The organism is Winogradskyella schleiferi (genome assembly GCF_013394655.1).
GTDB classification, from domain to species: Bacteria; Bacteroidota; Bacteroidia; order Flavobacteriales; family Flavobacteriaceae; genus Winogradskyella; species Winogradskyella schleiferi.
Window position 1 is genome coordinate 1,558,024 of sequence record NZ_CP053351.1, and the last position, 25,063, is coordinate 1,583,086.

Genomic DNA, 25,063 nt, shown 5'->3' on the forward strand with positions numbered 1-25,063 from the left:
ACTGAATTACTTTTTTTCAAATTAGTGTGATGATTTAACCGCTTGTATTTCCCATCATTACTAGCATGTTACAATAGTCATAACTCCTGTTACATACTTCATAGCATTCTGATAATCTTAAGATTAGATTTGTATGGTATGAAAATAAAACGTACTACCTATCATGCTGAGATTGATCATGTTCCCACCAAAGAAATCCATCTCAATGTTAACTATTTACAGTCTGGTAAGTACGTTTTAAAAATTATGTATAAAAATAAAGTCATTAAAAAAACCACCTTTAAAAAATAAGATTATGAAGACACTAATCACATTGATCATTGCACTGTTATTTACAATCACAAGTTTTGCCCAACAAGGTATTAATTATAAAGCAGTAATTAAAGATAATCAAGATAACGCATTGGCGAACGAACTTATAGAGGAGCTTCAATTTACAATTACTACTGGTATTTCAGCAGTCTATCAAGAAACCCACTCGGCTACAACAGATGATAAAGGAATCATTATAGTGAATATAGGTGAAGGAACGCCAACGGCTGGAACTTTCGATACTATTGATTGGTCCAATGGATCTCATTTTTTAAATGTTCAGATAAATACAGGAAATGGACTTACTGATATGGGCACTTCACAATTTATGGCAGTACCTTATGCTTTATTTGCTGCCAATGTAGCTACGAAAATAGATGATTTATCTGATGCCAAATCAGATGCTAATGGATCTTCACTATTTATAGGTATTGAGGCGGGTTCAAATGATGACGGAACTAATAACGATAACGTAGGTCTTGGTTTTGGTGTTTTAAACGCAAACACAACAGGCTATAATAATTCTGCCATTGGGAATATGGCTTTAAATGCAAATATCACAGGATATTCCAATACTGCAAATGGAAACTCCGCTCTATTAAATAATACTACGGGATTTAGAAATACGGCTATTGGAACAGATGCGCTATTGTATAATACAACAGGAAATAGTAATACAGCAATTGGCAATGCCACATTATTATTTAATACAACAGGAAATTATAATACTGCAAACGGTAGTTATGCACTGCATGAGAATACGACAGGAAACAATAACACCGCAAATGGTGTTGTTGCGTTAAATGAAAATACATCTGGAAATAATAATACTGCAAATGGCTATGCAGCACTTTTTAGAAATACAACAGGCAATGAAAATACTGCCAACGGTAGTTTTGCGCTAGAAGAAAATACAACAGGAGATTACAATACCGCCAATGGGTTTACAGCATTAAAATTAAATACGACAGGAAGTCAAAATACTGCGGTAGGTTATGCGGCATTGCAAGCTAATGATGACGGCAATTATAACACTGCCATTGGATTTCAAGCTCTGTTTTTAAATCAAAATGGGACTCGTAATACAGCGAGTGGACATAATGCACTAGGAGCAAACATTGGAGGGAGTCATAATACAGCAAAAGGATATTATGCACTCAATAATAATACGTCAGGAAACCAAAATACCTCAATTGGATATTTTGCACTTCATAATAATAACACAGGAGATGGCAATATTGCAATAGGAAAGAGTGCAGGTTCTCAAAATGTTTCAGGTAACAATAACATTTTTATCGGTGTTGATGCTGGTGGTATAGATAGTAGTTCTGGTGCATTTAGCAACAAGCTTTATATTAATAATGGTGCATCAGACAATCCACTTATTTATGGAGAATTTGATACCGATTTGGTAAGCATAAATGGCACATTAGATGTTAACGGCTCATTCAAAATCTTAAATGCTTCAGACGACACGTCCACATGGAGACTCGAAACACGGCCTAATGGCAGTTTGTCTTTGTATAGAAATGGTGATTATCGTGGTTACTTTAATGAATCTACAGGTAATTATTCATCCATTTCAGATAGAAAAACAAAAAAAAATATCACAGCTTTAGAAAACGGCACACTCAATAAAGTGATGCAACTGAATCCTGTCAGTTATTTAATGAAAGACCAAACAGATACAAAACGCAACTTAGGTTTGATCTCCCAAGAAGTAAAGGAAATCTTTCCAAGTATCACAACTTATATTGAGGAGTCAGATTTGATAACCTTGTCCTATTCTGAGCTTATTCCGGTTCTTATAAAAGCATTACAAGAACAACAGGATATAATAGAAGCACAAAACGCAAAAGATGTTGTTCAAGATAAATCAATAGAAACATTAGTAGCACGATTGAATCTTTTAGAATCAAAATCAAGTAACTAAAAAATTAAATCATGAAAAAAGATATAATCACTTTGATCTTCGTCCTTTTTATTTCAATTTCTAGCTATGCACAAGCTATAGGTGTCGGCATTAATTATAAGGCCGTTATAAAGGATAGCGACGGTAACGTTGTTAGTGAACAACCTATTAGCGTTCGGTTTAGTATACTTGATCGTACTGTGCCAGCTAATATTGTGTATCAAGAAATACATAATACTACGACCACCTCTAATGGTATTATAGTCCTTGTTATTGGAGAAGGTACAATTGAAAATGGTGTGTTTTATGGTTTGGATTGGGGAGTTGATCTTTACCTATTACAAGTCGATATTGATATTGAGAATGATGGTACTTACGAGTCCTTAGATCCTGAACCATTTAAAAAAGTACCTTATGCATCGTATGCACACGCTGCGTATATTGCCAATGTTGCAGAAATAGCAAATAACGTATCCGGACTGGAAAAAATTACAGAGAGTGGTATAACTGGTTGGCGAATGGTTGGGAGAAATCCATCGAATTATGGTTCTATAGGAAATGGTGCCATAGACTTAAGTTATTCAGACAGAGAAGCAGCAGAAGAAAGAGGTGCAACAGGTCTTTATTCTACAGCAATAGGATATAACACAAAGGCTTCGGAGTATAATTCCGTGGCTATTGGAAATTTTGCACATGCTTCAGAAACTAATTCAATAGCAATAGGATCTGGTTCAAGTGCTTCTGGAGGTGGCTCAATAGCATTAGGAAGTTACACATTTGCTTCTGGAAGTTCTTCGACAGCTATGGGCGATAATACGAATGCTTCTGGAACAAATTCAACAGCAATAGGAATTAAGACAACTGCCCAATCCTATGCCGAAACAGCTATAGGCTCATATAATACAAGTTATGTGCCTAGTAATACTTCAAATTGGAATGAGGACGATCGACTATTTGTGATTGGCAATGGACAAAGTCCGAGTACAACAAATAACGCCTTAACCATATTAAAAAACGGAAACACCAGTGTTGGAGGAGATAACCCTGAAAGCTTATTGGAAGTAACTCATAGCAACGGTGCACCAACATCGAATTTAAGAAATGCATTTAGTATTCGTAATTCTGTTACTAATCATTCTTGGCAATTCTATACAGCAACTTACCTTAACCTTTATAAAGATGGAATTTTTAAAGGCTCATGGAATTCAAATAGTGGTGCGTATGTCCAAGCCTCAGACAGGCGTGTAAAAAAAGATATAATTTCCTTAAAAAATGGCACACTCAATAAGGTCTTGAAACTCAATCCGGTAAGCTACCTCATGAAAGACCAAACCGATACCAAGCGCAACTTGGGTCTTATCTCACAGGAAGTTAAGGATATTTTTCCTAGCATTACCCATTATGTTAAAGATTCAGATTTGCTGGCTTTGTCTTACACAGAGCTGATTCCAATATTAATAAAAGCACTGCAAGAACAACAAGCGATTATTGATGGACAAAATTCAAAAATTCAGGCACAATCAAAAGAAACTGCACAACAAAATAGTAGTATAGAATCATTGCTACATCGCATGGCTGTTCTGGAAAATTTAAATAATTAAAACAAATCGTCATGAAAAACACAATAACACTTATCGCTGTCCTTTTAATTTCAATCTCAAGCTTTGCCCAGCAAGGTATTAATTACAAAGCACTTATAAAAGACGATTTAGGTAATGTTTTAGTGAGCCAGTCTGTTGGTGTCCAGTTTCAAATACGCGAAGCTACAGCAAATGGGAGTGCCGTTTATACAGAATGGCATTCTGAAACAACAGATGCCAATGGAATCCTAGTTTTAAATATTGGAACAGGTACCTCAAGTGATACATTTACTGATATTGATTGGCGCAACTACGACCATTGGTTAAATGTGCAGATTGATATCATGGGAGGTACTGACTATACAGATATGAGCACTACTCAATTTATGGCTGTGCCTTATGCTTTAAACGTAAGTAAATATATAAATGATTTAAAGGACGGTAAATCTGAGGCTAATGGTTCTTCATTATATATAGGTTTAGATGCTGGTTTAAATGACGACGGTACTTCTAATAAGAATGTGGGAATAGGTTTAAACGCATTATATTCTAACACAACAGGATATTGGAATTCTGCTATTGGGCATAAGGCATTATATTCTAATACAACAGGAAGAAATAACTCAGGCAATGGAAACGAAGTATTATATTCAAATACAACAGGAGCTGGTAATACAGCTAATGGATATTATGCCTTACATTCTAACACAACAGGAAACGGTAATACAGCTAATGGATATTATGCCCTATTTGATAATGATACAGGAAGATTTAATTCAGCTATTGGATACGAAGCTTTATATAACATTACAATGGGAGAAGAAAATGTTGCAATAGGCTATCGTGCAGGTGCAAACCATACTGGGAATGGAAATATTTTCATTGGTTCTAATGCAGGGAGGTCAACATCTAACACTGAAAATGATAAATTATATATAGACAACACCTTTTCAAACACCCCTCTTATTTACGGTGAATTTAATACAGATTTAATACGCATAAATGGTACCCTTGAGGTCGCTGAAGGAATTAATACTGACGTAATTAATACTGACGTAATTAACACTGGAGAAATCAATTCAACTATAACTGGAAACGCGAATATGATACCAATTGCTTATGGTATTGTAGAATCAACAGGAAATATCTTAAGTGGTACAGGAAATTTTACAGCGTTTCTTAGTGGTAATGTCTTCGTGATAGATGTCAATGGTACAGAACCATTAAGTTATAGTAATACCGTTTGTTTGATTACACCAATTACCACATCACCTAGAACAGCAAGTACAATTATTTCTGATGGAAATGGAGATAATGATGCGGACCTTAATGTGCGCATCTTTAATTCTACTGGTGCACAAGTCCTAACTACCTTCCAATTTGTTATTTATAAACTTTAAAATTATTTAAACATAAAACATCATGAAAAATCTTATACCATCCGTCGCCATAGTTCTTTTGGTCGCCTGTGAATCAGAAACCAAAAAAAACAGCAGCACAACCGCTAAAAACGAAACAAAGCAAGAAATTGCTAAATCAAGTAACTCTAGTGCAGATTATAGTAGCTTATTTTACAACTATACCTGCGATGTCTCATGTACAGACCTTGCCAAAATACTTCAAATACCAGCATCTGATATTAGCGCACAAACAAGTGAATCGCCAAACGAATGTTTTTTTAAAATCAAAGGTTTTGGTGAAGGTCACGATGATACAGGCACAGCATTGCGCTTAATGTCAGTTCCTAGTAGTAAGGGACAAAGCAAAAAAGACATTGCAAACCTCTTAAAAGATAAAGCAGAGTTACCAAGCGGAATACTTAAGGGCAGGGATATTACATTAGCAGATGCTGGTGATTGCAATATTATCATTCAGCCACGGCGAGGCACAGTGCGTATATTGAACGAAAACTACGACAACTTTTTTGTGATCACCTATCAAACTAAAGTTTCTGTGCTAGGTAGGAATGAGGAACAGCATGAGGCACTGACGAAGAAAGTAAAGAATTTAGCTAATTATTTGGTTACAACATATAAAAAATGACAGTCCTAATTTATATCTGTTCTACAATAATATTCTTAATTCTATTGAACTTATTTTTATTAAAATTTAGTTGCAATAGGAACAAATAACCAGTAGTAGTAAATCATGTTACATATGTTACATCATTTGAGACAATAGTGATAACTATCATAAACAATTGATTATAAATTTGTTTCATAAATTTTAACCTAAAAAAACAACATTATGAGATTTTTAGATAACTACCCGCATTACTATAAAGTAAACAGAATATTTCTTTGTAAGGCAAAAATAACATTATTCACTTTATTCTTATCATCTATTGCTTTTGCACAATCGATGGCTTTTGGACAACAAGGTATTAACTATAAGGCAATAATGAAGGACGATCTTGGTAATGTACTTAGTAATACTTTTATGAATGTACAATTTACAATACATAGTGAAAGTGAATCAGGTATTATTGTTTATCAAGAAGATCATAATGAAAGCACTGATTCAAACGGGTTATTAATACTTAGTATTGGTACAGATGCCAGCCCTAGTATTGGTGTTTTTGAAAATATAGATTGGAGTGCCGACATACATTTCTTACAAACAACAATAACTTATAGTGGTGGAACCATAAATTTTGACGCTAGAGAATTTGCAGCTGTGCCATATGCCCTACACGCTAAAACAGCAGAAAGTATTAATATATCAGGAAATGAAATAGCTTTTGATAATTGGGATAAAGATGAGACCGATGATTTCGATGGGCAATATGAGAGTCTTAGTGGAAAGCCTTCCACTACCATTTCTTTTCATGCGTCCTCTATGGGAAAATCACCGACCTCAACAGTTATAACTGATTCTAGTACCGGTTTAGAATGGACAAATAGTTTTTCAAGTAGTTCAAATATCATTCTCAAAAAACCAGATAATTATAATGGAGAAGATGTGGAATTTTCAATTTTTTTCAGAACAACATCAAGTTCATCAGGCATTGTTCAATTCTTTATACGACCAAGATCATTTAACTCTGGTGATGGATTTACAGACTCCGCATCCGTTACTTCTGTCGGAATTAATGTTTCAGGTACTTCAGGTTTTGGAACATTTTACGAACAGAGTATAACAATACCTGCGAGCAGATTTACAGACGATTGGTGGTTTATCAGTATTCAAAGAAATACTGAATCATATTTAGATGATGTCATTGTTATGTCTGCATCGTTAACATATTAAATGAATTAACATCTTAAATCATATTATTCAACAATATTTATAGACATGTTACATACGTTACACCATTTGTTACAATAATACCAGTCTAACAATAAAGAGGTTAATAATTTCGTGAAGACAGAATTCAACATATATGAACATATCACAATATTAAAATTAAACATTATGAAAAATATTATTACAATTTTTGGAATAGCATTCAGCATAGCTATACAAGCACAATCCATAGAAAAATTCAGCATAGACTCAGGGGGCGCATCAACAACTGCTGGTGGCATTCAAATACTCTATACCATTGGGGAAGTCAATGTACAAGAACTCAGTTCAGGAGGCATTTCGGTATCTGAAGGCTTTATAAATGCAGATCTTAAAATTCGCATTGATCCAAAACTATTCTTACAAGGCCCAATTCTTAATCCTACGAATGCCGGATTTATGAACGACGATTTACGTGCGGCTGGTTATATACCAATTACAAGTCCCTATACAGATGCTGCAACTTGTGACGCTTCGGTATTTAATGCAACAGGTAATAATGCCATTGTCGATTGGGTTTGGGTAGAACTTCGAGACAAAAACAACAATACTTCGGTCATTTTATCAACGTCTGCGTTATTACAGCGCGATGGAGATGTGGTCTCCACAGACGGTGTGTCTTTATTAGATCTAAATGTGATAGCAGATGATTATTTTGTGGTAGTAAATCATAAAAACCATTTAGGTGTTATGACTAATACTCCAGTAACAATTACGCGCTCAGCAGCACCATCTGTTATCGATTTTACTGATATTGCAACACCGACATTTGGAACACATGCGAGAGCAACCTTATCTTCTGGTGACATGGCACTTTGGGCAGGCGACGTTAACGGTGATGGATTGGTAAATTATTCTGCGGATGTTAACCGTGTTTCTACAGATATTATTTTGTTTCCCGCTAATACGGAGTTTAGTACAAGTTACGATTTTGTTGACGGGTATTTTCAATCCGATGTCTTTCTCGATGGTAATGTATCCTTCTCTAATGAAACCAATCAACTGCAATTATCTGTACTGCTATATCCATTAAACACGAGTTTTAGTTCGCAATATAATTTGTTTTTGGAACAATTACCTTCTCCTTCTGCCATGAGAAGTAGTTTGCAACTAAGTAGAGAACAAGTACGGCTAGACCAGGCCTTAGAAATATTAATCAATTTAAATTAAAAAAAACCATGAAAACAAAGATTCACGAAGACCAAAATAAAATTTACATTATGAGAAAAAAAATACTTATGCTTTTAGCAATTATGGTATGTTCATCATCACTATTTGCACAGAATGTGACTTTCAGATTAAACTGGAATTCAAGTAATTCTGAATACGAATTGTACGTAAAACGGGATATAACAGCAGTTGCTCCAGTAACCACAGGCGGTACAGCCGCAGTGACGATCGTTTTTCCAACAGATGCATCTGAAACAAGAGCGCTAGCACATACCAGTGAAAGTGTGTCTTCCTTTAATCCGGCAGGCGTTATTAGAAGTCCAGAAGCTTCACCGGGTAATGATTTTTATGTATTTAACTCTGTTGGCGGCAGTAGCTATATTGGTGTTTTAAATGCCGATGTTGAGGTATTATGGATGACTTTTACACCCTCTGACGGCAATTCTGAAGCAAGATTGTTTGAAAATGATACCGATCCTGACTCATCTGCTGCTGGTATGTTGGGCATAAACGCACAATCAGATTTCTATACCATTACACTCGCTGGTGCAATTAATGAATTTGCAGGTAATGAAGTTTTAGGTGTTGAAGAAAATGAATTGCAACAATTATCACTATATCCTAATCCTGCTTCGAATAAGATAAATATTGAATCGAATCATATAATTGATAGTGTTGAGGTTTACGATATTTTAGGAAAGCAGGTAATGTTATTGAAAAAAATCAATGAGATTGATGTTTCCAATTTAAATTCAGGGATCTATTTGTTTAAAATATCAATGGGTAATAAAGTCCAGACAAAAAAAATAGTGGTGGAATAAACTTTGAATTAATTATTAAAAGGGAAGTGTTTAACTTCCCTTTTTAATTTCATTTTTAAAGTCTAAAGGACGGCCTTATTGATTATAAGAATATCGCTCAATATAATTGTATTTCTTCACTCATATAGCAAATGTTACATTATTTATAGGACTTGTTACAATACTTATACATTTCTTTTTTATGACTAATTAGATTTGATATCAATATTAAACATTGATTTTCATCAATCTATTTTTAGTATTAAATAAAGTCATAGATATTATCCAATTATGAAAAACCTAACCGTTATCATTTGCGTCTTAATGTTTACAGTAGTAATGTCTGCACAAGTTGGTGTTGGAACAACCGACCCACAAGCACAATTGGATATACGATCATCAGATCAAGCAAATCCAATAAATACGGATGGAATTCTCATTCCAAAAGTTGATGATTTCCCTATAATAAATCCGACAGTAGCTCAAGATGGAATGTTAATTTACGCTACAGGAACAGGTGTGCCAACGAAAGGGTTTTACTATTGGAACAACACATTGTTAACATGGATTTCTATAACAGGCGTAAATAAAATTGATGATTTAATAGATGGTAAAAGTGATAGTGACGGCACAGAAGATGGTTCATCTGTTTTTTTAGGTATTGGAGCGGGAATAAATGATGATAGTTCGGATAATAGAAATGCAGGTATAGGTTATCAGTCTCTTAACTCAAACATTACGGGATCTAATAATGTTACAAACGGCTATCAAACGTTAATTTCAAATATTTCAGGATCTAATAATGTAGCAAATGGATATATGGCATTATCAAGGAATATTTCAGGTTCGAATAATGTAGCAAATGGACCATTAGCTTTATCATGGAACACTATAGGGAGTAGTAATGTCGCAAATGGATCATCTGCACTTCGGTTTAATGTCTCAGGTTCTAATAATATTGCTAATGGAACTTTCTCTTTAACTTTTAACAGTACTGGAAGCTCTAATATAGCAATTGGGAATTATGCGCTATATGATAATAGTTCGGGAAATGATAATATTGCAATAGGTACAGATGCTTTATTTGGAAACGTGAATTCTGGAAATTATAATATTGCAGTAGGTTCAGATGCACTCTTTAATAATTCCATAGGAGAACATAATATTGCAAATGGTTTTCGATCATTAAGTCAAAATACAACGGCGAGTGGAAGTGTTGCTATCGGCGCAGAAGCTTTAGAAAGCAATACCACAGGTGAACAAAATATAGCAATAGGAAGAAGAGCTCTACAAAATAATATCACTGGAGCGTCCAATATTGGAATTGGCTATGAGTCGTTACTTAACAATACGGGAAGCTGGAATACAGCTATGGGCACGTTTGCAATGCAATCTAATACCTCTGGAAATAGTAATACAGCCGTAGGATATCGAGCCTTAAATTTAAACACTACAGCCGCTGCTAATACGGCAATAGGTAATCAGAGTTTACATTCAAATACAACTGGTGCTGCTAATACGGCGTTAGGAAATGAAGCCTTATATTCAAATACAACAGGTAATGCCAATGCTGCAAATGGATATCGGGCTTTATTCTCAAATACTACAGGGATTTCTAATACAGCCACAGGATCGAGTGCTTTATATAATAGTACTACAGGATTGAGTAATGTGGCAACTGGACATAATTCGTTAGGCTCAAATACTACAGGAAATCAAAATGTTGCCACAGGCAGCCTTGTTTTATTTTCTAATACTATTGGAAACAATAATGTTGCTTATGGGTATCAAGCACTATATAATAATGAAACAGGTTCTAATAGTATTGCAATTGGCTATCAAGCAGGTTATAATGAAACCGGCTCCAATAGATTATACATAGAAAATTCGAGTTCAGATGATGCACTTATTTATGGAGAATTTGATACGGACTTAATTCGTATCAACGGTACTTTAGATGTTACTAATGAAATAAATAGAGAAGCTACTGGAAATGCGAATATAGTACCTATTGCTTATGGAACTGTGGAGTCTAACGCAAACGTACTTAGTGGTACTGGCAATTTTACGGCGAGTTTATCTGGTGGAGTTATTAGTGTAAGTGTTAATAGCGAAACCTTGAATGTTTATGATACCTCATGTGTAGTAACGCCTTATTCAACGGCGTTCAGAACTTCAAGTATAGTTATTAGTGGAGGAGACTTACAAGTCCGTATATTCAATAATTCTGGAAGTATAACACCTACTACTTTTCAATTTACTGTTTACAAATTATAATATTTAAAAAATAAATATTTAAGATCAAGTACTTAATGGGTTGAAGACCTTACTAAAAAAGTGGGCCGTGATATTAATAAAAGTTGAAAACTCAATTTTTTAGAAGTCCTAATAGATGTGAGAGACAGAGAAAGTCGCTGTAGGGAGCGACTTTCTTATGATGTATTGGTTTTGTATAGGCGAAAAATTAGGTTCCGCTTGTTCTTATTCATAGTTTTATAAAAAAAGAATTCTATGAAGTTAAATTACCTGTTAGTCACTATTTTGGTGTCATTTAGTCTCTTATCATTTTCGCAACAAATGCCAATAGATTTTTCGGATGGTACTGATAATTTTAGTGCATTTTCTGGTAGTAGTTTTGCTTTCAGTACAAATCCACAGGACCCTAATGATGATGTTGGACAATTTTTTAATGATGGTAATGACCCTTGGCAAGGGTTTTATATAGATTTAAATGTTCCTATAGATTTGGATGAACAACAACAGATAACCCTATCTTTTTATCAATTTGATCCTAATGCCCATAATATTTATGTAAAACTAGAAAATGGAACTAATCCTGATGTCGAGGTGGTACAAAATACTTCTGGAACAGGATGGACAAATGATATAGTTTTCGATTTTTCAACAGCTACAATTACTGGAACTTCTAATACTGTTTTTGCCACAGGAACTTATACTAGACTCGTTATTTTAATAGATGGAGGTGTAGCTTCACCTGGAACATATTTAATAGATGATATCGATGATGGTTCTGAACCGGTAGATCCTAATACCTTAGATGTTATATATACTGACTTAGTCTGGGCAGATGAGTTTGATACAAATGGTGCTGTGGATTCAAGTAAATGGTTTCACCAAACACAAATACCAGCTGGCGGAAGTTGGTTTAATGGCGAAGAACAACATTATACCGATCGTATAGAAAATTCGTTTGTTGATAATGGATTTTTAAATATCTCAGCAATAAAGGAGATTTTTACAGATCAAGGAGAGACAAAAGAATACACATCAGCACGATTGAATTCTAAATATGCTTTTACTTATGGTAGAGTAGATGTTAGGGCTAAATTACCTTCAGGTGATGGTACTTGGCCTGCAATATGGACCTTGGGAAAAAATGTGAGTGAAGCTGGTGCTTATTGGCAAACCCAAGGATTTGGAACTACAGGTTGGCCAGCTTGTGGAGAAATTGATATCATGGAACACGGGCTGGGTGCTACGAACCATGTTAGTAGTGCTTTGCACACACCATCAAGCTATGGTAATACATTTAATGTTCAATCTTATGTTTTAAATGATGTTGCCAACGACTATCACGTCTATTCCATGAATTGGTCTCCAAATCAAATCACATTTTTAATTGACGATGTGGGTTTTTATACTTATAATCCAGCGATTAAAGATGGTAGTACTTGGCCATTTTATGAAGACCAGTATCTGATTTTAAATATTGCCTTAGGAGGAATATCAGGTGCCATAGATCCTAATTTTGTGCAGAGTAATATGGAAATTGATTACGTTAGGGTTTATCAGAATACGGGATTGAGTGTAGATGATCAAATTGCTAATTCATTTAATGTTCATCCTAATCCAGCTAGTGATTTTATAAATGTTGTATCTGATGAAACTATTGATAAGGTTGTGCTATACAACTCCATTGGTCAGGTCGTAGTCGAGAATACAACCAACACAAATGTATTAAATGTTGAAAATTTAAAACCAGGAATATATCTTCTTAAGATCTATTCAGGGGATCTGACAACTATTAAAAAAGTAATAATTGATTAATAATTAGCATATTCCACAATCTCCAATCCGTAACCAATCATTCCAACACGCTTGGTTTGGAGACTGTTAGAAATTAATTTTAGCTTGCTAATTTTTAGATCGTGCAATATTTGCGCTCCAATCCCAAAATCTTTGGTATCCATACCTAAACTAGGTGCTTTTACCAATTGACCCTCCACTTGGTTTTCTTTGAGAATTGAAAGCCGAGTTAATAAATTCATGGACTCCGGTTGTTGGTTGATGAATATAATAGCGCCTTTACCTTCAGTATTAATTACATTAAACATATCATCTAATTTCTGATCCGTATTATTGGTAAGTGTACCAAGAATATCACTATTGACCAATGTATTATTGACTCGGGTTAAAATAGGCTCGTCAGATTTCCAAGTACCTTTTGTTAAGGCTATATGTATTTGGTCGTTTGTGGTTTGTTGGTATGCTCTTAATCTAAATTTTCCAAAACGGGTCTCGATATTAAAGTCTTCTTTTTTATCGATTAAGGAATCGTGCTCCATTCGGTAGGCCACCAAATCTTCAATAGAAACAATTTTAAGATCAAATTTTTTGGCCACTTTCATCAATTGTGGTAAGCGAGCCATAGTACCATCTTCGTTCATAATCTCAACAATAACACCTGCAGGTTCGAAACCTGCCAAACGTGCAAAATCAATGGCAGCTTCTGTGTGGCCAGTTCGTCTTAAAACGCCTCCTTCTTTGGCAACCAAAGGAAAGATATGTCCTGGTCTTGCCAATTCAAAGGCCTTTGTTTCATTATTTATAAGAGCCTTTACAGTTTTTGATCGATCACTTGCAGAAATTCCTGTACTAACACCGTTACCTCTTAAATCTACTGAGATGGTAAAGGCCGTTTCCATCGGATCGGTATTGTTTCTAACCATCATGGTAAGGTCTAGTTCTTCACAACGATGCTCGGTTAAAGGGGCACAAATTAAACCACGACCATGAGTTGCCATAAAATTGATCATCTCTGGTGAAACTTTTTCAGCAGCAGCTAAAAAATCGCCTTCATTCTCACGGTTTTCATCATCAACTACAATGATAACTTTACCTTGTTTAATATCTTCAATGGCTTCTTCAATTGTATTTAGGCTCATTTTTTTATGTTCGGTTTTGGTTATCATATTACAGGTTTAGAGGAAACAAAGATACAGTTATTTTATATTTTGAAGACAGCTCAGATAGAAGTCTTGGGAAATCTTGTTTCTCAATATAATGTATTTTAACGGATAGAGTGGAAGCGTTAAAATTAAAATAAGTGGATTATTTTGTTTCCCTTTTAAATCGATAATCTTGTAAAATTTTGAATATTTAAACACATCGACTATTACATAAATAGCAAAAAAGATAAAGGCAATAATGCTCAAACTCAAAGCGGATTCTGCGATTTCTGGTAATTTATTGTTTTTAAATACTAAATGCAATACTACTAAAACAATACCTACGACATAACTGACTAAACTCGTTTTCGAGTAATCTTTATAATCTCTTAGTAAAACCCTAGCTTTTATAAGTTTATCAGGAATTACTAAACCTTCAGACTTTAAACCTTCAAGTGAAATTTTTCGATCCAACAGATTATGTAGTGCAATCTCCTTTGGTTTTTTATCTAAGTCAAATTCTTCTTGATTCTTTATAATTCCAATTAACTCCTCTATGGAATATCTTTTATAATAATTATAGGTCTTGGTATCGCTTTCTGAAAGTTGAAATTTATTTTTTGAACTAAATAAACGTTTCAGTGGCACTATAATGAAATCAAACTGAAAGACACCTTTGTCATTCGTGGCACGAGTAGTCAAATAAATACTTAATGGTAACATCACAGCCGTAGAAAGCCAAGCTCCAATGATAGGACTAAAAGTTCCCTTTTCAGCGCTATTTTTAGCAAAAATGCCAAAGAAATGATAGGTTAAGAACAATACAATGGCAATAACCATCGGTAAACCAAGTCCACCTTTGCGGATTAAGGCGCCAAGTGGCGCACCGACGAAAAATAATATGATACAAGCCAATGCCAAAACAAACTTATCATGGAATACTATAATATGTTTGTTTAGTCGAATATCTTTCTGTTCAAGTGATTTTTTATTTGAGTCTAATATCTGTCTTGTGCTATTTGAAGAATTGATGGCCAAATTTATAATCTGGACTTTTTGACTAATATTATAATGGTCAAGAATGTCTTTACCACCATAAATAGAGTCAATTTTTGTGGTATCTATATTGGCGTTCAATGATGAATATGTACTTCTATTATATAAGGTTTTAGATAATGAGTGATAATCATCTGATTTCTTGGTTTTGAGTGTATCAATAACATCAGTTAGCTGCTTAACATTGTACATGTTGTATCTATCACTATGATTTTTTTCATCGAGATCTTCAGCATTAAGCAATTCTAAATCTACATTGAATGTGTAGTTATCAAAATAGCTTTTAACATGGGGCTTGTTTACATTCTGTCTGCTATCTTTGTTTACAATTTCTTCGTAGTAATTCCCGTTTAATAGTTCGAGTTGAAGAATATTGGAATCAATACTACTTTTAAGTTCGCCTTCTTCTGCGACAATTACGGTGTAGTTTCCTGAACGCGTGTCATTTTTTTTATGAATAACGACACCTTTAAGAAATTGACCACGATCTCCAGATTTCTCTTCTACTTTAATATTGATGTTACCGATTTCATTAAATTGACCTTCTGCAATGGCCAATGCTGGTTTGACTTTGGCAATGTTTCGTCTTAAATTATAAAAATTATATTCGCCCCAAGGAATCACATTATTGGCGAAAAAGAATGTAGCAATACCTAAGGCAACGATAAATACGCTTAAACTTCGCATGGCACGTTGTAACGATATTCCTGTAGATTTCATAGCTGCAAACTCGTAGTTTTCAGCAAAGTTTCCGAACACCATGATAGAGGACAATAAAACCGTGAGCGGAACCACCAAAGGAATTAACTTTGGCATGTAGTACAGAATAAATTTTGCAGTAACGGTTATGTCTAAATCTTTACCAGCAAGTTCAGCAATATACAGCCAAACCCCTTGTAAAATAAAGATGAACATGAATATAATAAAGACGCTAAAAAACGTCCTTAAGAATGTGATAAGTATGTACCTATCTAATATTTTCACAAAGATTTGTTTTAGACTTAATCTATTTTATTGATAAAATAATCGCTGTATTTACTTTTGTCAAATGTAAATAAGGTTTTTGAGATGGGTTCATCGGTTTTAAAAGAATTAACAGTTAATGTTGTTTTCGTTCCATTTTTACCAACTTCAATTAAGTTATAAATGTGTTTTGTGGTGGCATCAATTCCGAGTAAAACATGTTTTATTTCAGAATTGGTATCCATAGGAAGTAGTTTTACATATTGAATTTTCCGTCCTTTTACAGTTTGTACAATATCCATTTTAAACGTATAACCATCTTCATAGAATGATAGCATTTCGCTTGGAGTGATGGTGCTTTCGTCTTCTGTATTGTTTGAAGAAATAGTGACTTCTTCATCTTCTGGACTAATGGTGTACAACGTTTTGCCATCGTAAATACGTGTAACTCCCAATATGTTGAGTTTGTATTTCTCACCTTCAATTACGACATCTCCACGTGTTTCTTGGCTAATATTTTCGCTTATATTATTTAATTCGTATTTAAAGTCTAAACTGATATTTTTATAGCTTTTAATTTTGGAACTCACTTCGTTTAATAAGTTCTCGGCTTTGGCATCGCTTTGCGCAAACGCGGTAAATCCTAGTGTGATAAATGCTAATACAATTAAATTTTTCATTTCTTTATTTATTTCAAAAATTATGTAATATACTTCTTATTTAGAGCCTAAACTTTACAACTGTTCATTCTCAAGCAACTGATCTAAAGCCGCTAAATCTGGTACTAAAACTTGGCGTGCCTTACTGCCTTCAAAATTACCAACAATTCCGGCCGCTTCTAATTGATCGATAATTCTACCAGCTCTGTTGTAACCTAATTTTAGTTTTCGTTGTAATAAAGATGCCGAGCCTTGTTGTGCAGTAACAATAAGTTCTGCAGCATCCCTAAAGAGTTTATCTCTGTCGGATATGTCTACATCAAGATTTGTGCCACCTTCTTCGCCAACATATTCTGGCAATAAATGTGCATCTGGATATGCTTTTTGTGAACCAATAAATTCAGTTATTCTTTCAACTTCAGGAGTGTCCACAAAGGCACATTGTATTCTTATAAGTTCGTTACCTTGAGTGTATAACATGTCACCACGTCCAATTAATTGATCCGCTCCGCCGCCATCTAAAATGGTACGTGAATCTATTTTGCTTGTTACCCTAAATGCGATCCGAGCAGGGAAATTGGCTTTGATAATACCTGTGATGACGTTTACAGAAGGGCGTTGCGTCGCAATAATTAAATGAATTCCTATGGCTCGTGCTAATTGGGCTAATCTTGCAATTGGAGTTTCAACTTCTTTTCCAGCCGTCATAATTAAATCGGCAAACTCATCAACCACCAAAACTATGTAAGGTAAAAAGGCGTGACCATCATTTGGATTGAGCTTTCTGGCTTTAAATTTAGCGTTGTATTCTGCAATATTTCTACAAAATGCATTTTTAAGCATTTCGTAACGGTTATCCATTTCAATACAAAGTGAGTTCAGCGTGTTGATAACCTTAGTGTTATCCGTTATAATCGCATCTTCACTATCAGGCAGTTTTGCTAAATAATGTCGTTCTATTTTATTGAAAAGCGTAAGTTCTACTTTTTTAGGATCGACCAATACAAATTTTACTTCAGCAGGATGCTTTTTATATAACAAGGATGTCAATACAGCGTTCAAACCTACAGATTTACCTTGACCTGTGGCACCTGCCATAAGCATATGCGGCATTTTGGCCAAATCGACCACAAAGGTTTCGTTGCTTATAGTCTTACCAAAAGCAATTGGTAATTGCATGTCCGATTTTTGAAATTTTTGCGAGGCAATAACGGAACGCATAGAGACAATAGTCGAATTTTTATTGGGCACCTCAATACCAATTGTTCCTTTTCCTGGAATAGGCGCAATGATTCTAATTCCTAATGCGGCTAAGGATAAAGCAATATCATCTTCTAAATTCTTGATTTTTGAAATTCGGATTCCAGCATCCGGCACAATCTCATATAAGGTAACCGTTGGTCCAATTGTGGCTTTAATGCTGGTAATACCAATTTTATAATTACTTAAGGTTTCAACGATTCGGTTTTTATTTTCTTCAAGCTCTTCTTGGTCAATGGAAATTCCTTCATTATCATATTTTTTTAATAAATCTAAGGTCGGGAATTGATATTTACCTAGTTCGAGTGTAGGATCAAATTGCCCAAAATCTTCAACTAATTTATCGGCTAAATTATCGGATTCAGATTTCTCTTCCTCAACTGTTTCAACCTCCATAGTTAATTCTGGTTCGTCAACCGTTTCTTCCTCAGGTTTTTCTGTAACTTCCATTTTTAGCTTTTCAGCCTTAACTTCTGTTTTTGAATTTGGTTTAGAATGATTGCTAATGGTTGGTTCGGTCTCTCCCAAAGGCATCTCAAAGGCAGATTTAATAGCTTCTGCCTCTTCTGTTAGACTGTTGTCTAAAATCGCTGTTGGCTCGGTCGAAGTGTTTTCGGATTGTAAATCTTCTTTTATAGATTTTTTTGCGCGTTTAAAACTATTGACAAACGTAGCTCCTGTAACCTTGAATCGAATAGCCAAATAAGCAATCAGTCCAAAAATCAATAGTAGGATAGTGCCGGCTTTGCCTACATAATCTTGAAAGAACTGATTCATCTCAAAACCAATAGTGCCGCCAAGTAAATCGTATTTATGCGTGAAAAATCCAAAAAGAATGGATAACCAGATGACAATAAGTGTTCCCCAAATCCAATGTTTTCTTAGCTTTACTTTATTTAAATTTAAAGTGACATAAACACCAGAGAGAAATAATAAACCTGCAAATATAAATGACGGTAAACCAAAGCCTTTGATGATAAAGAATTCACTTACCCAAGCACCAAGTTGACTTGCCCAGTTTTTATATTCATCGGAACGTTCCGGGAAATTATTGAGCACACTTTGATCTTCCTTGCCTGTAAAAACAAAAGACAGGAAAGAGATAAAAAGTAATACGCCAACCATAATAAGGAAACTTCCAAAAATGAGTTTTTGTTGGCTAGAAAGTTTAAACGAAGGCTTTTTTAATGTCGTTTTAGCTTTTGGCTTCGCCTTAGTTTTGGTTTTTCCTGCCTTGCCGGCAGGCTGGTTTTTTGTTGCTTTTTTTGCCATATTATGCCGAATTTAATTCGGTAACCAATCCACGCCTGCCTGTCGGCAGACAGGAAAGTGGGAATCTCTTTTATTTGTAATCTATCACTTTTTTAGATAAACCATTAACATAATGGGTTATCATTTTGTTAGGTATCACTAGCGTATCGCCCGTAAAGCCATTAATATCAGTATAACTAATATTATAATTATAAAACTTTAAATATTGACTTGCTAATGGTAAATACGACCAATGCCATTTTTCTAAATCATAGCCTTTTCTACCATCTTCTTTGGTCGTATAAGCTTGATAAAAACCGAATTTATTAGCATTATTTGTTAGCCATTGATATTCTTGCTGTCCTTTTCCGCTGCTAAAATACGAATTGTTTAAACTATTTAAATCCATATCTGTTCCCCAATGATGTCTCGATGTGGAAGGCATAGAACTAAATTCCAAAATCTTTTTCGAGCGTGCAATGGGTTCTAAGTTGCTATACGCATTCCATTTACGTTCCCAAATAGCTTTTTGTTCATCAAAATTTCGAGTTCCTGAAACTATTTTAAGCGAAACATCCGCTTTATTTGCAGCTTCTAACATCGTTGTAAAAGCGTTATAAACTTCATTGTCCAAATACAAGGTTTTTGACGAATGAACTGATTTTACTTTCGTAAATCTAGTATCGTCTTTATAACTAAACTTACCCAAAACAAAAGTTTTAGCCTTATTATAATCTTCAGCATTTTTAATCTTCATTTGACCTAAACGACCATTGATTTTAAGAACGTGATTGACTGATTTTACTTGCTTTTCACAACCAAAACTTAATAATGAAAGCATAGATAGCACGATAAGTTGCTTCATATTATGTCTTGAAAAGGATTGTAAAATTAGAATTGAACAAAAATACAAATTAGTAACGTTTATCCTAGTGGTTTTGGTATAGAAACGAAGATTAAATCCATTTGAAAATGTTGGTTAAAAGTTCTAAAGAAAACTAACTAAATTTCGGGATATAAATAATACCAGCAACAATTACAGCAATCACTGAAGCAATAAAAACAGCACCAGCAGCAACATCCTTTATGAGTCCTATTTTTATATGGTACTCAGGATGAATAAAATTGGCTATATGTTCGACAGCCGTATTCATAGCTTCTAAGCTCATTACCAAACCTATCATTGTAAGTTGTACAAGCCATTCGTTGGTTGAAATTTCAAAATAAAAGCCAGCAATTGTAACTGCAATCGCTATAAACAATTGTACTTGTATACTGGCTTCTGTTTTAATGAGTAGAAGCATGCCCTTATAAGCAAAGCCTACGCTTTTGAGTCTGTTAATGAGGAAGGAATCTTTTTTTTGCATGTATTCTGAAATTTGTTCAGAATCTGGTTTAGTTCTTTTCGAATATTATTTCAAAGCATCAATAACTATTTATAATTAATTAAAAAGCTATTTCAAAACCTCTAAGGATGCTTTGTGATTCAATAAATATCATTTCAATGCATCTAAAGCTGCCTTGTAATTCGGTTCATCCTTTATTTCTTGAACTTGTTCAGTGTGTAGAATTGTGCCATCTTTATCAATGACGACAATGCAACGCGATAATAAGGTTTCCAAAGGACCAGTTTTAAAAGTTAAACCGTAATCTTTTCCGAAGTTACCCGTTTTAAAATCTGAAAGGCTTTCTACATTGTCCAATCCTTCTGCACCACAAAAACGATTTAATGCAAAAGGTAGGTCTTTTGAGATACACAGTACTTTAGTATTATCTAATTGTGTTGCCTTTTCGTTAAAAGTCCTTACCGATGTTGCACAAGTACCAGTATCTATACTCGGAAAGATATTTAGAATCAATCGATTTCCTTCGTAATCTGATATTGATTTACTTGATAAGTCGGTTGCTGTGAGTTTAAAATCTGGAGCTTTGTTCCCAGCAGATGGTAAACTTCCTGTAGTTTCTATTGGATCTCCTCCTAATGTTATATGAGCCATTTTTATAAGTTTTTATGTGAATGTTAAAAATAGTAACTTTCAGGCGTATTTTTACTAAAGAAAGTATAATATTTGAAATTAATAATTTTAAAGAAATAGGGTTTTAAATATTTATAATTCAGTCTTTTAGAATATATTTGTATTAGTATTTACAACATTTAAACGAAGTTATAGGTCGTTTGAGCAATATATTGAGTACAAACGGTCAAAAAAATTACCTTCACGCGTTAAAGCTATTAATCAACATCAAATTATTTTTTCGGCAAACTCTCAATTTGCCACTACAAAAAAACCACTTTTTATGAAATTTAAAATACGAAAGTCCAAGATTCTTCGTAATCTTTTTATTGCCATTGGACTATTATCTTTAGCGAATTTATTTTCTGTTTATTTACTTTTCAATACTTCAGGAATGGAGGACAAGGTTACCAGATTGCTGGTTAAACTTTTCAATGTGAATTTAGAAGCCAATTTGCCAACTTTTTTTTCGTCTTTGGTTTTACTTGCCGATGCAATTTTATTGGCATTAATTGCTTATGGTAATAGAGCTATTGGCGGACGGTTTTGGCATTGGATAGGCTTATCCTTAATATTTGTATTTATTTCTTTAGATGAAATGATTCAAATTCATGAACAACTTAGAGCTCCGATGGAAGCTCTTTTTAACACCTCTGGCTTACTCTATTTTGCATGGTTTATCCCGTATATGGCGATTGTCGTTATTCTAGGTGTAGCCTATTTTAAATTTATGATGAGCTTGCCAAGAAAGATATTAAAGCTTTTTATTTTGGCAGGTGTGATTTTTGTTGCAGGTGCTGTCGGTATGGAGATGCTTGGGGGAATGCATGCGGAAGTGTATAACGAAAAAACGTTGACATATGCTTTAATGTATAGTTTTGAGGAGTTTCTTGAAATGTCTGGAGCTGCACTTTTCTTTTATGCGTTAATTTCATTCATAAAAATGAAATTCAAAACAACGATACAGTTTAGTTTCGCTACAAAGGAACCTATATAAGGTTGGATTATTAATCTCATATTAAAAATAAAAAAGCCCTGAATTATTAACTTCAGGGCTTTTTCTATATTCGAAAGAATTTATTAACGTAATTCAGCTCCAAGTTTAGTCTCAAAATTAGATTGAAGTTTAGACATTATTTTGTCTATCTGTTTATCGTTTAAGGTTTTGTGTTCATCTTGAAGAATAAAGCTTACAGCATAACTCTTTTTGCCAACAGGTAAATTTTTGCCTTCGTAAACATCAAATAGATTGACGCTTTTCAGCAATTGCTTTTCGGTTTGTTTGGCTATGGTATTGATATCTTCAAACGTAACTTGGTCATCTAAAAGCAAAGCGAAATCGCGTCTCACTTCTGGATATTTAGAAATGGCACTAAACTTAATTTTGTTATGTTTCGCCATGTCCAGTACGTTGTCCCAATTGAAATCAGCAAATAATACATTTTGGGAAATTCCAAAATGCTTTAATACTGATTTTTTAACCAAACCAAAATCAACTATTTTTTTCTTTCCTATGGATAGACTCATCCCTTCGCTAAACACGTCAGATTTAATGGGTGCAGATTTTAACTTTGTTAAGCCTAATCGTTCTAAAACGGCTTCCACAGTACCTTTCAAATAAAAGAAATCACTTGGACTGGAAGCAGTATTCCAGCGGTCTTCAGATTTATTCCCTGTTACAAAAAGCGACAAATGCTTAAGTTCTTCTCGTACTTCTGAATATTGGTGGTACGTTTTTCCGAATTCGAACAATTTTAAATCATCTCGTTTTCGATTGATATTATGTGCAACAGCCTCTAATCCTGAGAATAACAATGATTGGCGCATTACTTCCAAATCGTTGCTCAACGGATTCAGCATTTTTACATTATGGTCTTCATTTAAGTCTTCACTTAACTCCACGTATTTAGGTGTGGTTAAGGAATTTGCCATAATTTCAAAGAACCCTTGAGATACCAATTGATTTCCGATAATGTTCTGAAGCTTATAATCTTCAAATCGTGATGAATTGGAAATAGAGGCATTCAACTTAGTCGTTGTGGCTATATTATTGTATCCGTAAACTCTCAAGATTTCTTCAATAATATCTGCTTCACGTTGGACATCATTTCTGTATGCAGGTACAGTTAAACCTAATCCTGCTTCAGTAACATTATTTACTTTGATTTCTAAAGACGTTAAGATACTTTTTATAGTTTCCTTCGGGATTTCCTCACCAATTAATTTTTTAGCATTGTCGAAACTTAACCGAACTTCAAAGTCCTTTATCTTTTTTGGGTAAGCATCAACGATATCACTTGTGATTTCACCTCCAGCGATGTCAAGAATCAATAGCGCAGCGCGCTTTAAAGCATACTCAGTGAGATTAGGGTCAATGCCTCTTTCAAATCTAAAAGATGAATCGGTATTTAACCCATGACGTTTTGCAGTTTTTCTTACACTCACAGGATTAAAATAGGCACTTTCCAAGAAAATGCGAGTCGTGTTTTCCGTAACGCCAGAATCAATGCCGCCAAAAACACCCGCAATACACATTGGTTTTTTAGAATCGCAAATCATTAAATCATCTTCATGCAATTCACGTTCAATACCATCTAAGGTTGTAAATTTTGTACCAGCTTTGCAGGTTTTAACAACAATTTTTCGGTCTGTAATTTTATCTGCATCAAATGCATGTAAAGGTTGTCCTAACTCATGTAGTACGTAATTTGTGATATCAACTAGGTTGTTAATAGGAGATAAGCCAATGGATTTTAGGCGATGTTGTAACCAAGCCGGAGATGTTTCTACCTTTACGCCAGAAATGGTAACACCACAATAGCGAGGTGCTTTCTCATAATCCTTGACATCAACATCAACTTTAAGTGCTCTGGCATCCACATGGTAAGAACTAACTGAAGGCGTAATAAGCTCCAAAGAAATTTCCTTCTGCAACAAGCCGGCTTTAAGATCTCGGGCTACACCATAATGACTCATAGCATCTGCTCGGTTAGGCGTTAAGCCGATTTCAAAAACTTGATCGGTTTCAACTTTAAAAAGATCGGCTGCAAGTGTACCTACTTTTATTTCAGAATCTAAAACCATAATACCATCGTGCGATTCGCCAAGACCTAATTCGTCTTCAGCGCAAATCATACCGTGACTTTCTTCGCCTCGAATTTTACCTTTTTTAATTGTCCAAGTTTCACCTTCTAGTGTGTAAAGTGTAGTTCCAATGGTTGCTACAGGTACTTTTTGTCCAGAAGCCACATTGGGTGCACCACAAACAATTTGTAACGGCACTTCTTCACCAATATCAACAGTGGTTACTTTAAGTCGGTCTGCATTTTGGTGTTGCTCACAGGTTAAAACTTCGCCAACAACAATACCGTTTAATCCGCCTTTTACAGATTCGTAAGTCTCAATGCCTTCTATTTCCAAACCAAGATCAGTAAGTAATTCGCCAGTTTTTTCAGCGTCCCAATCGGTTTTTATAAACTGTTTTAGCCAGTTGTATGATATTTTCATTTGTCAATTTAATCAAGGTGCAAAGATAGTAATAGTTGATTCGTAATGAAACGTGAAGGAATAAAATTTAGAATAGATTTTTAGTCTGTAATTTTCGGAACTTT

Annotated in this window: 18 protein-coding genes; 10 read left to right on the top strand and 8 right to left on the bottom strand. The window is 34.4% G+C overall.

What is annotated here, in order from left to right; genetic code table 11:
- Window positions 1–295 precede the first annotated feature (295 nt).
- The 9 genes from HM990_RS06710 to HM990_RS06750 all read left to right on the top strand — a co-directional run bounded on the left by HM990_RS06710 (window position 296) and on the right by HM990_RS06750 (window position 13,127).
- Entirely contained in the window at window positions 296–2,245 is a 1,950-nt protein-coding gene (locus HM990_RS06710) for a tail fiber domain-containing protein (protein WP_178988190.1), read from the top strand.
- 11 nt (window positions 2,246–2,256) lie between these two features.
- Window positions 2,257–3,825: a tail fiber domain-containing protein gene (locus HM990_RS06715; protein ID WP_178988191.1), complete on the top strand. Its 1,569-nt coding sequence runs from the start codon at window positions 2,257–2,259 to the stop codon at window positions 3,823–3,825.
- 11 nt (window positions 3,826–3,836) lie between these two features.
- Complete coding sequence (locus HM990_RS06720; RefSeq protein WP_178988192.1) at window positions 3,837–5,204, top strand: hypothetical protein; 1,368 nt, start codon at window positions 3,837–3,839, stop codon at window positions 5,202–5,204.
- A gap of 22 nt (window positions 5,205–5,226) precedes the next feature.
- Window positions 5,227–5,847, top strand: a complete 621-nt coding sequence (locus HM990_RS06725) for a hypothetical protein (RefSeq protein WP_178988193.1) — start codon at window positions 5,227–5,229, stop codon at window positions 5,845–5,847.
- A 204-nt stretch (window positions 5,848–6,051) separates the two neighbouring features.
- Window positions 6,052–7,053, top strand: a complete 1,002-nt coding sequence (locus HM990_RS06730) for a hypothetical protein (RefSeq protein WP_178988194.1) — start codon at window positions 6,052–6,054, stop codon at window positions 7,051–7,053.
- A 165-nt stretch (window positions 7,054–7,218) separates the two neighbouring features.
- A complete protein-coding gene (locus HM990_RS06735; protein WP_178988195.1) occupies window positions 7,219–8,259 on the top strand; it encodes a hemagglutinin protein in 1,041 nt (346 codons plus the stop codon).
- Between the two features lie 8 nt (window positions 8,260–8,267).
- Complete coding sequence (locus HM990_RS06740; protein ID WP_229719401.1) at window positions 8,268–9,080, top strand: T9SS type A sorting domain-containing protein; 813 nt, start codon at window positions 8,268–8,270, stop codon at window positions 9,078–9,080.
- A 270-nt stretch (window positions 9,081–9,350) separates the two neighbouring features.
- Entirely contained in the window at window positions 9,351–11,336 is a 1,986-nt protein-coding gene (locus tag HM990_RS06745; protein WP_178988197.1) for a beta strand repeat-containing protein, read from the top strand.
- 234 nt (window positions 11,337–11,570) lie between these two features.
- Window positions 11,571–13,127, top strand: a complete 1,557-nt coding sequence (locus HM990_RS06750) for a family 16 glycosylhydrolase (RefSeq protein WP_178988198.1) — start codon at window positions 11,571–11,573, stop codon at window positions 13,125–13,127.
- Here the strand turns inward: HM990_RS06750 and ribB are convergent.
- The 7 genes from ribB to tpx form a co-directional block, all read right to left on the bottom strand.
- Entirely contained in the window at window positions 13,124–14,272 is a 1,149-nt protein-coding gene (ribB, locus tag HM990_RS06755; protein WP_178988199.1) for a 3,4-dihydroxy-2-butanone-4-phosphate synthase, read from the bottom strand. The two genes, HM990_RS06750 and ribB, sit on opposite strands and share 4 nt — an antisense overlap.
- Before the next feature lie 30 nt (window positions 14,273–14,302).
- Window positions 14,303–16,219: an LptF/LptG family permease gene (locus HM990_RS06760; RefSeq protein ID WP_229719402.1), complete on the bottom strand. Its 1,917-nt coding sequence runs from the start codon at window positions 16,217–16,219 to the stop codon at window positions 14,303–14,305.
- A gap of 86 nt (window positions 16,220–16,305) precedes the next feature.
- The gene (locus tag HM990_RS06765) at window positions 16,306–16,947 is read right to left on the bottom strand and encodes a LolA family protein (RefSeq protein WP_178988201.1); all 642 of its coding nucleotides are present in this window, start codon (window positions 16,945–16,947) and stop codon (window positions 16,306–16,308) included.
- A 54-nt stretch (window positions 16,948–17,001) separates the two neighbouring features.
- Entirely contained in the window at window positions 17,002–19,458 is a 2,457-nt protein-coding gene (locus HM990_RS06770; protein WP_178988202.1) for an FtsK/SpoIIIE family DNA translocase, read from the bottom strand.
- 70 nt (window positions 19,459–19,528) lie between these two features.
- Entirely contained in the window at window positions 19,529–20,302 is a 774-nt protein-coding gene (locus tag HM990_RS06775; protein ID WP_178988203.1) for a M15 family metallopeptidase, read from the bottom strand.
- A gap of 133 nt (window positions 20,303–20,435) precedes the next feature.
- On the bottom strand, window positions 20,436–20,804 hold the full coding sequence (locus HM990_RS06780) for a diacylglycerol kinase family protein (RefSeq protein WP_178988204.1): 369 nt from the start codon (window positions 20,802–20,804) through the stop codon (window positions 20,436–20,438).
- Between the two features lie 129 nt (window positions 20,805–20,933).
- The gene (gene tpx, locus HM990_RS06785; protein WP_178988205.1) at window positions 20,934–21,434 is read right to left on the bottom strand and encodes a thiol peroxidase; all 501 of its coding nucleotides are present in this window, start codon (window positions 21,432–21,434) and stop codon (window positions 20,934–20,936) included.
- 301 nt (window positions 21,435–21,735) lie between these two features.
- On the opposite strand from tpx, the gene HM990_RS06790 reads away from it, so the two are divergent.
- Entirely contained in the window at window positions 21,736–22,449 is a 714-nt protein-coding gene (locus HM990_RS06790; RefSeq protein WP_178988206.1) for a hypothetical protein, read from the top strand.
- Window positions 22,450–22,532: 83 nt separating this feature from the next.
- Here the strand turns inward: HM990_RS06790 and pheT are convergent, their stop codons facing one another.
- Window positions 22,533–24,959, bottom strand: coding sequence for a phenylalanine--tRNA ligase subunit beta (pheT, locus tag HM990_RS06795; RefSeq protein WP_178988207.1), 2,427 nt, complete (start codon window positions 24,957–24,959; stop codon window positions 22,533–22,535).
- Between the last annotated feature and the right edge of the window lie 104 nt (window positions 24,960–25,063).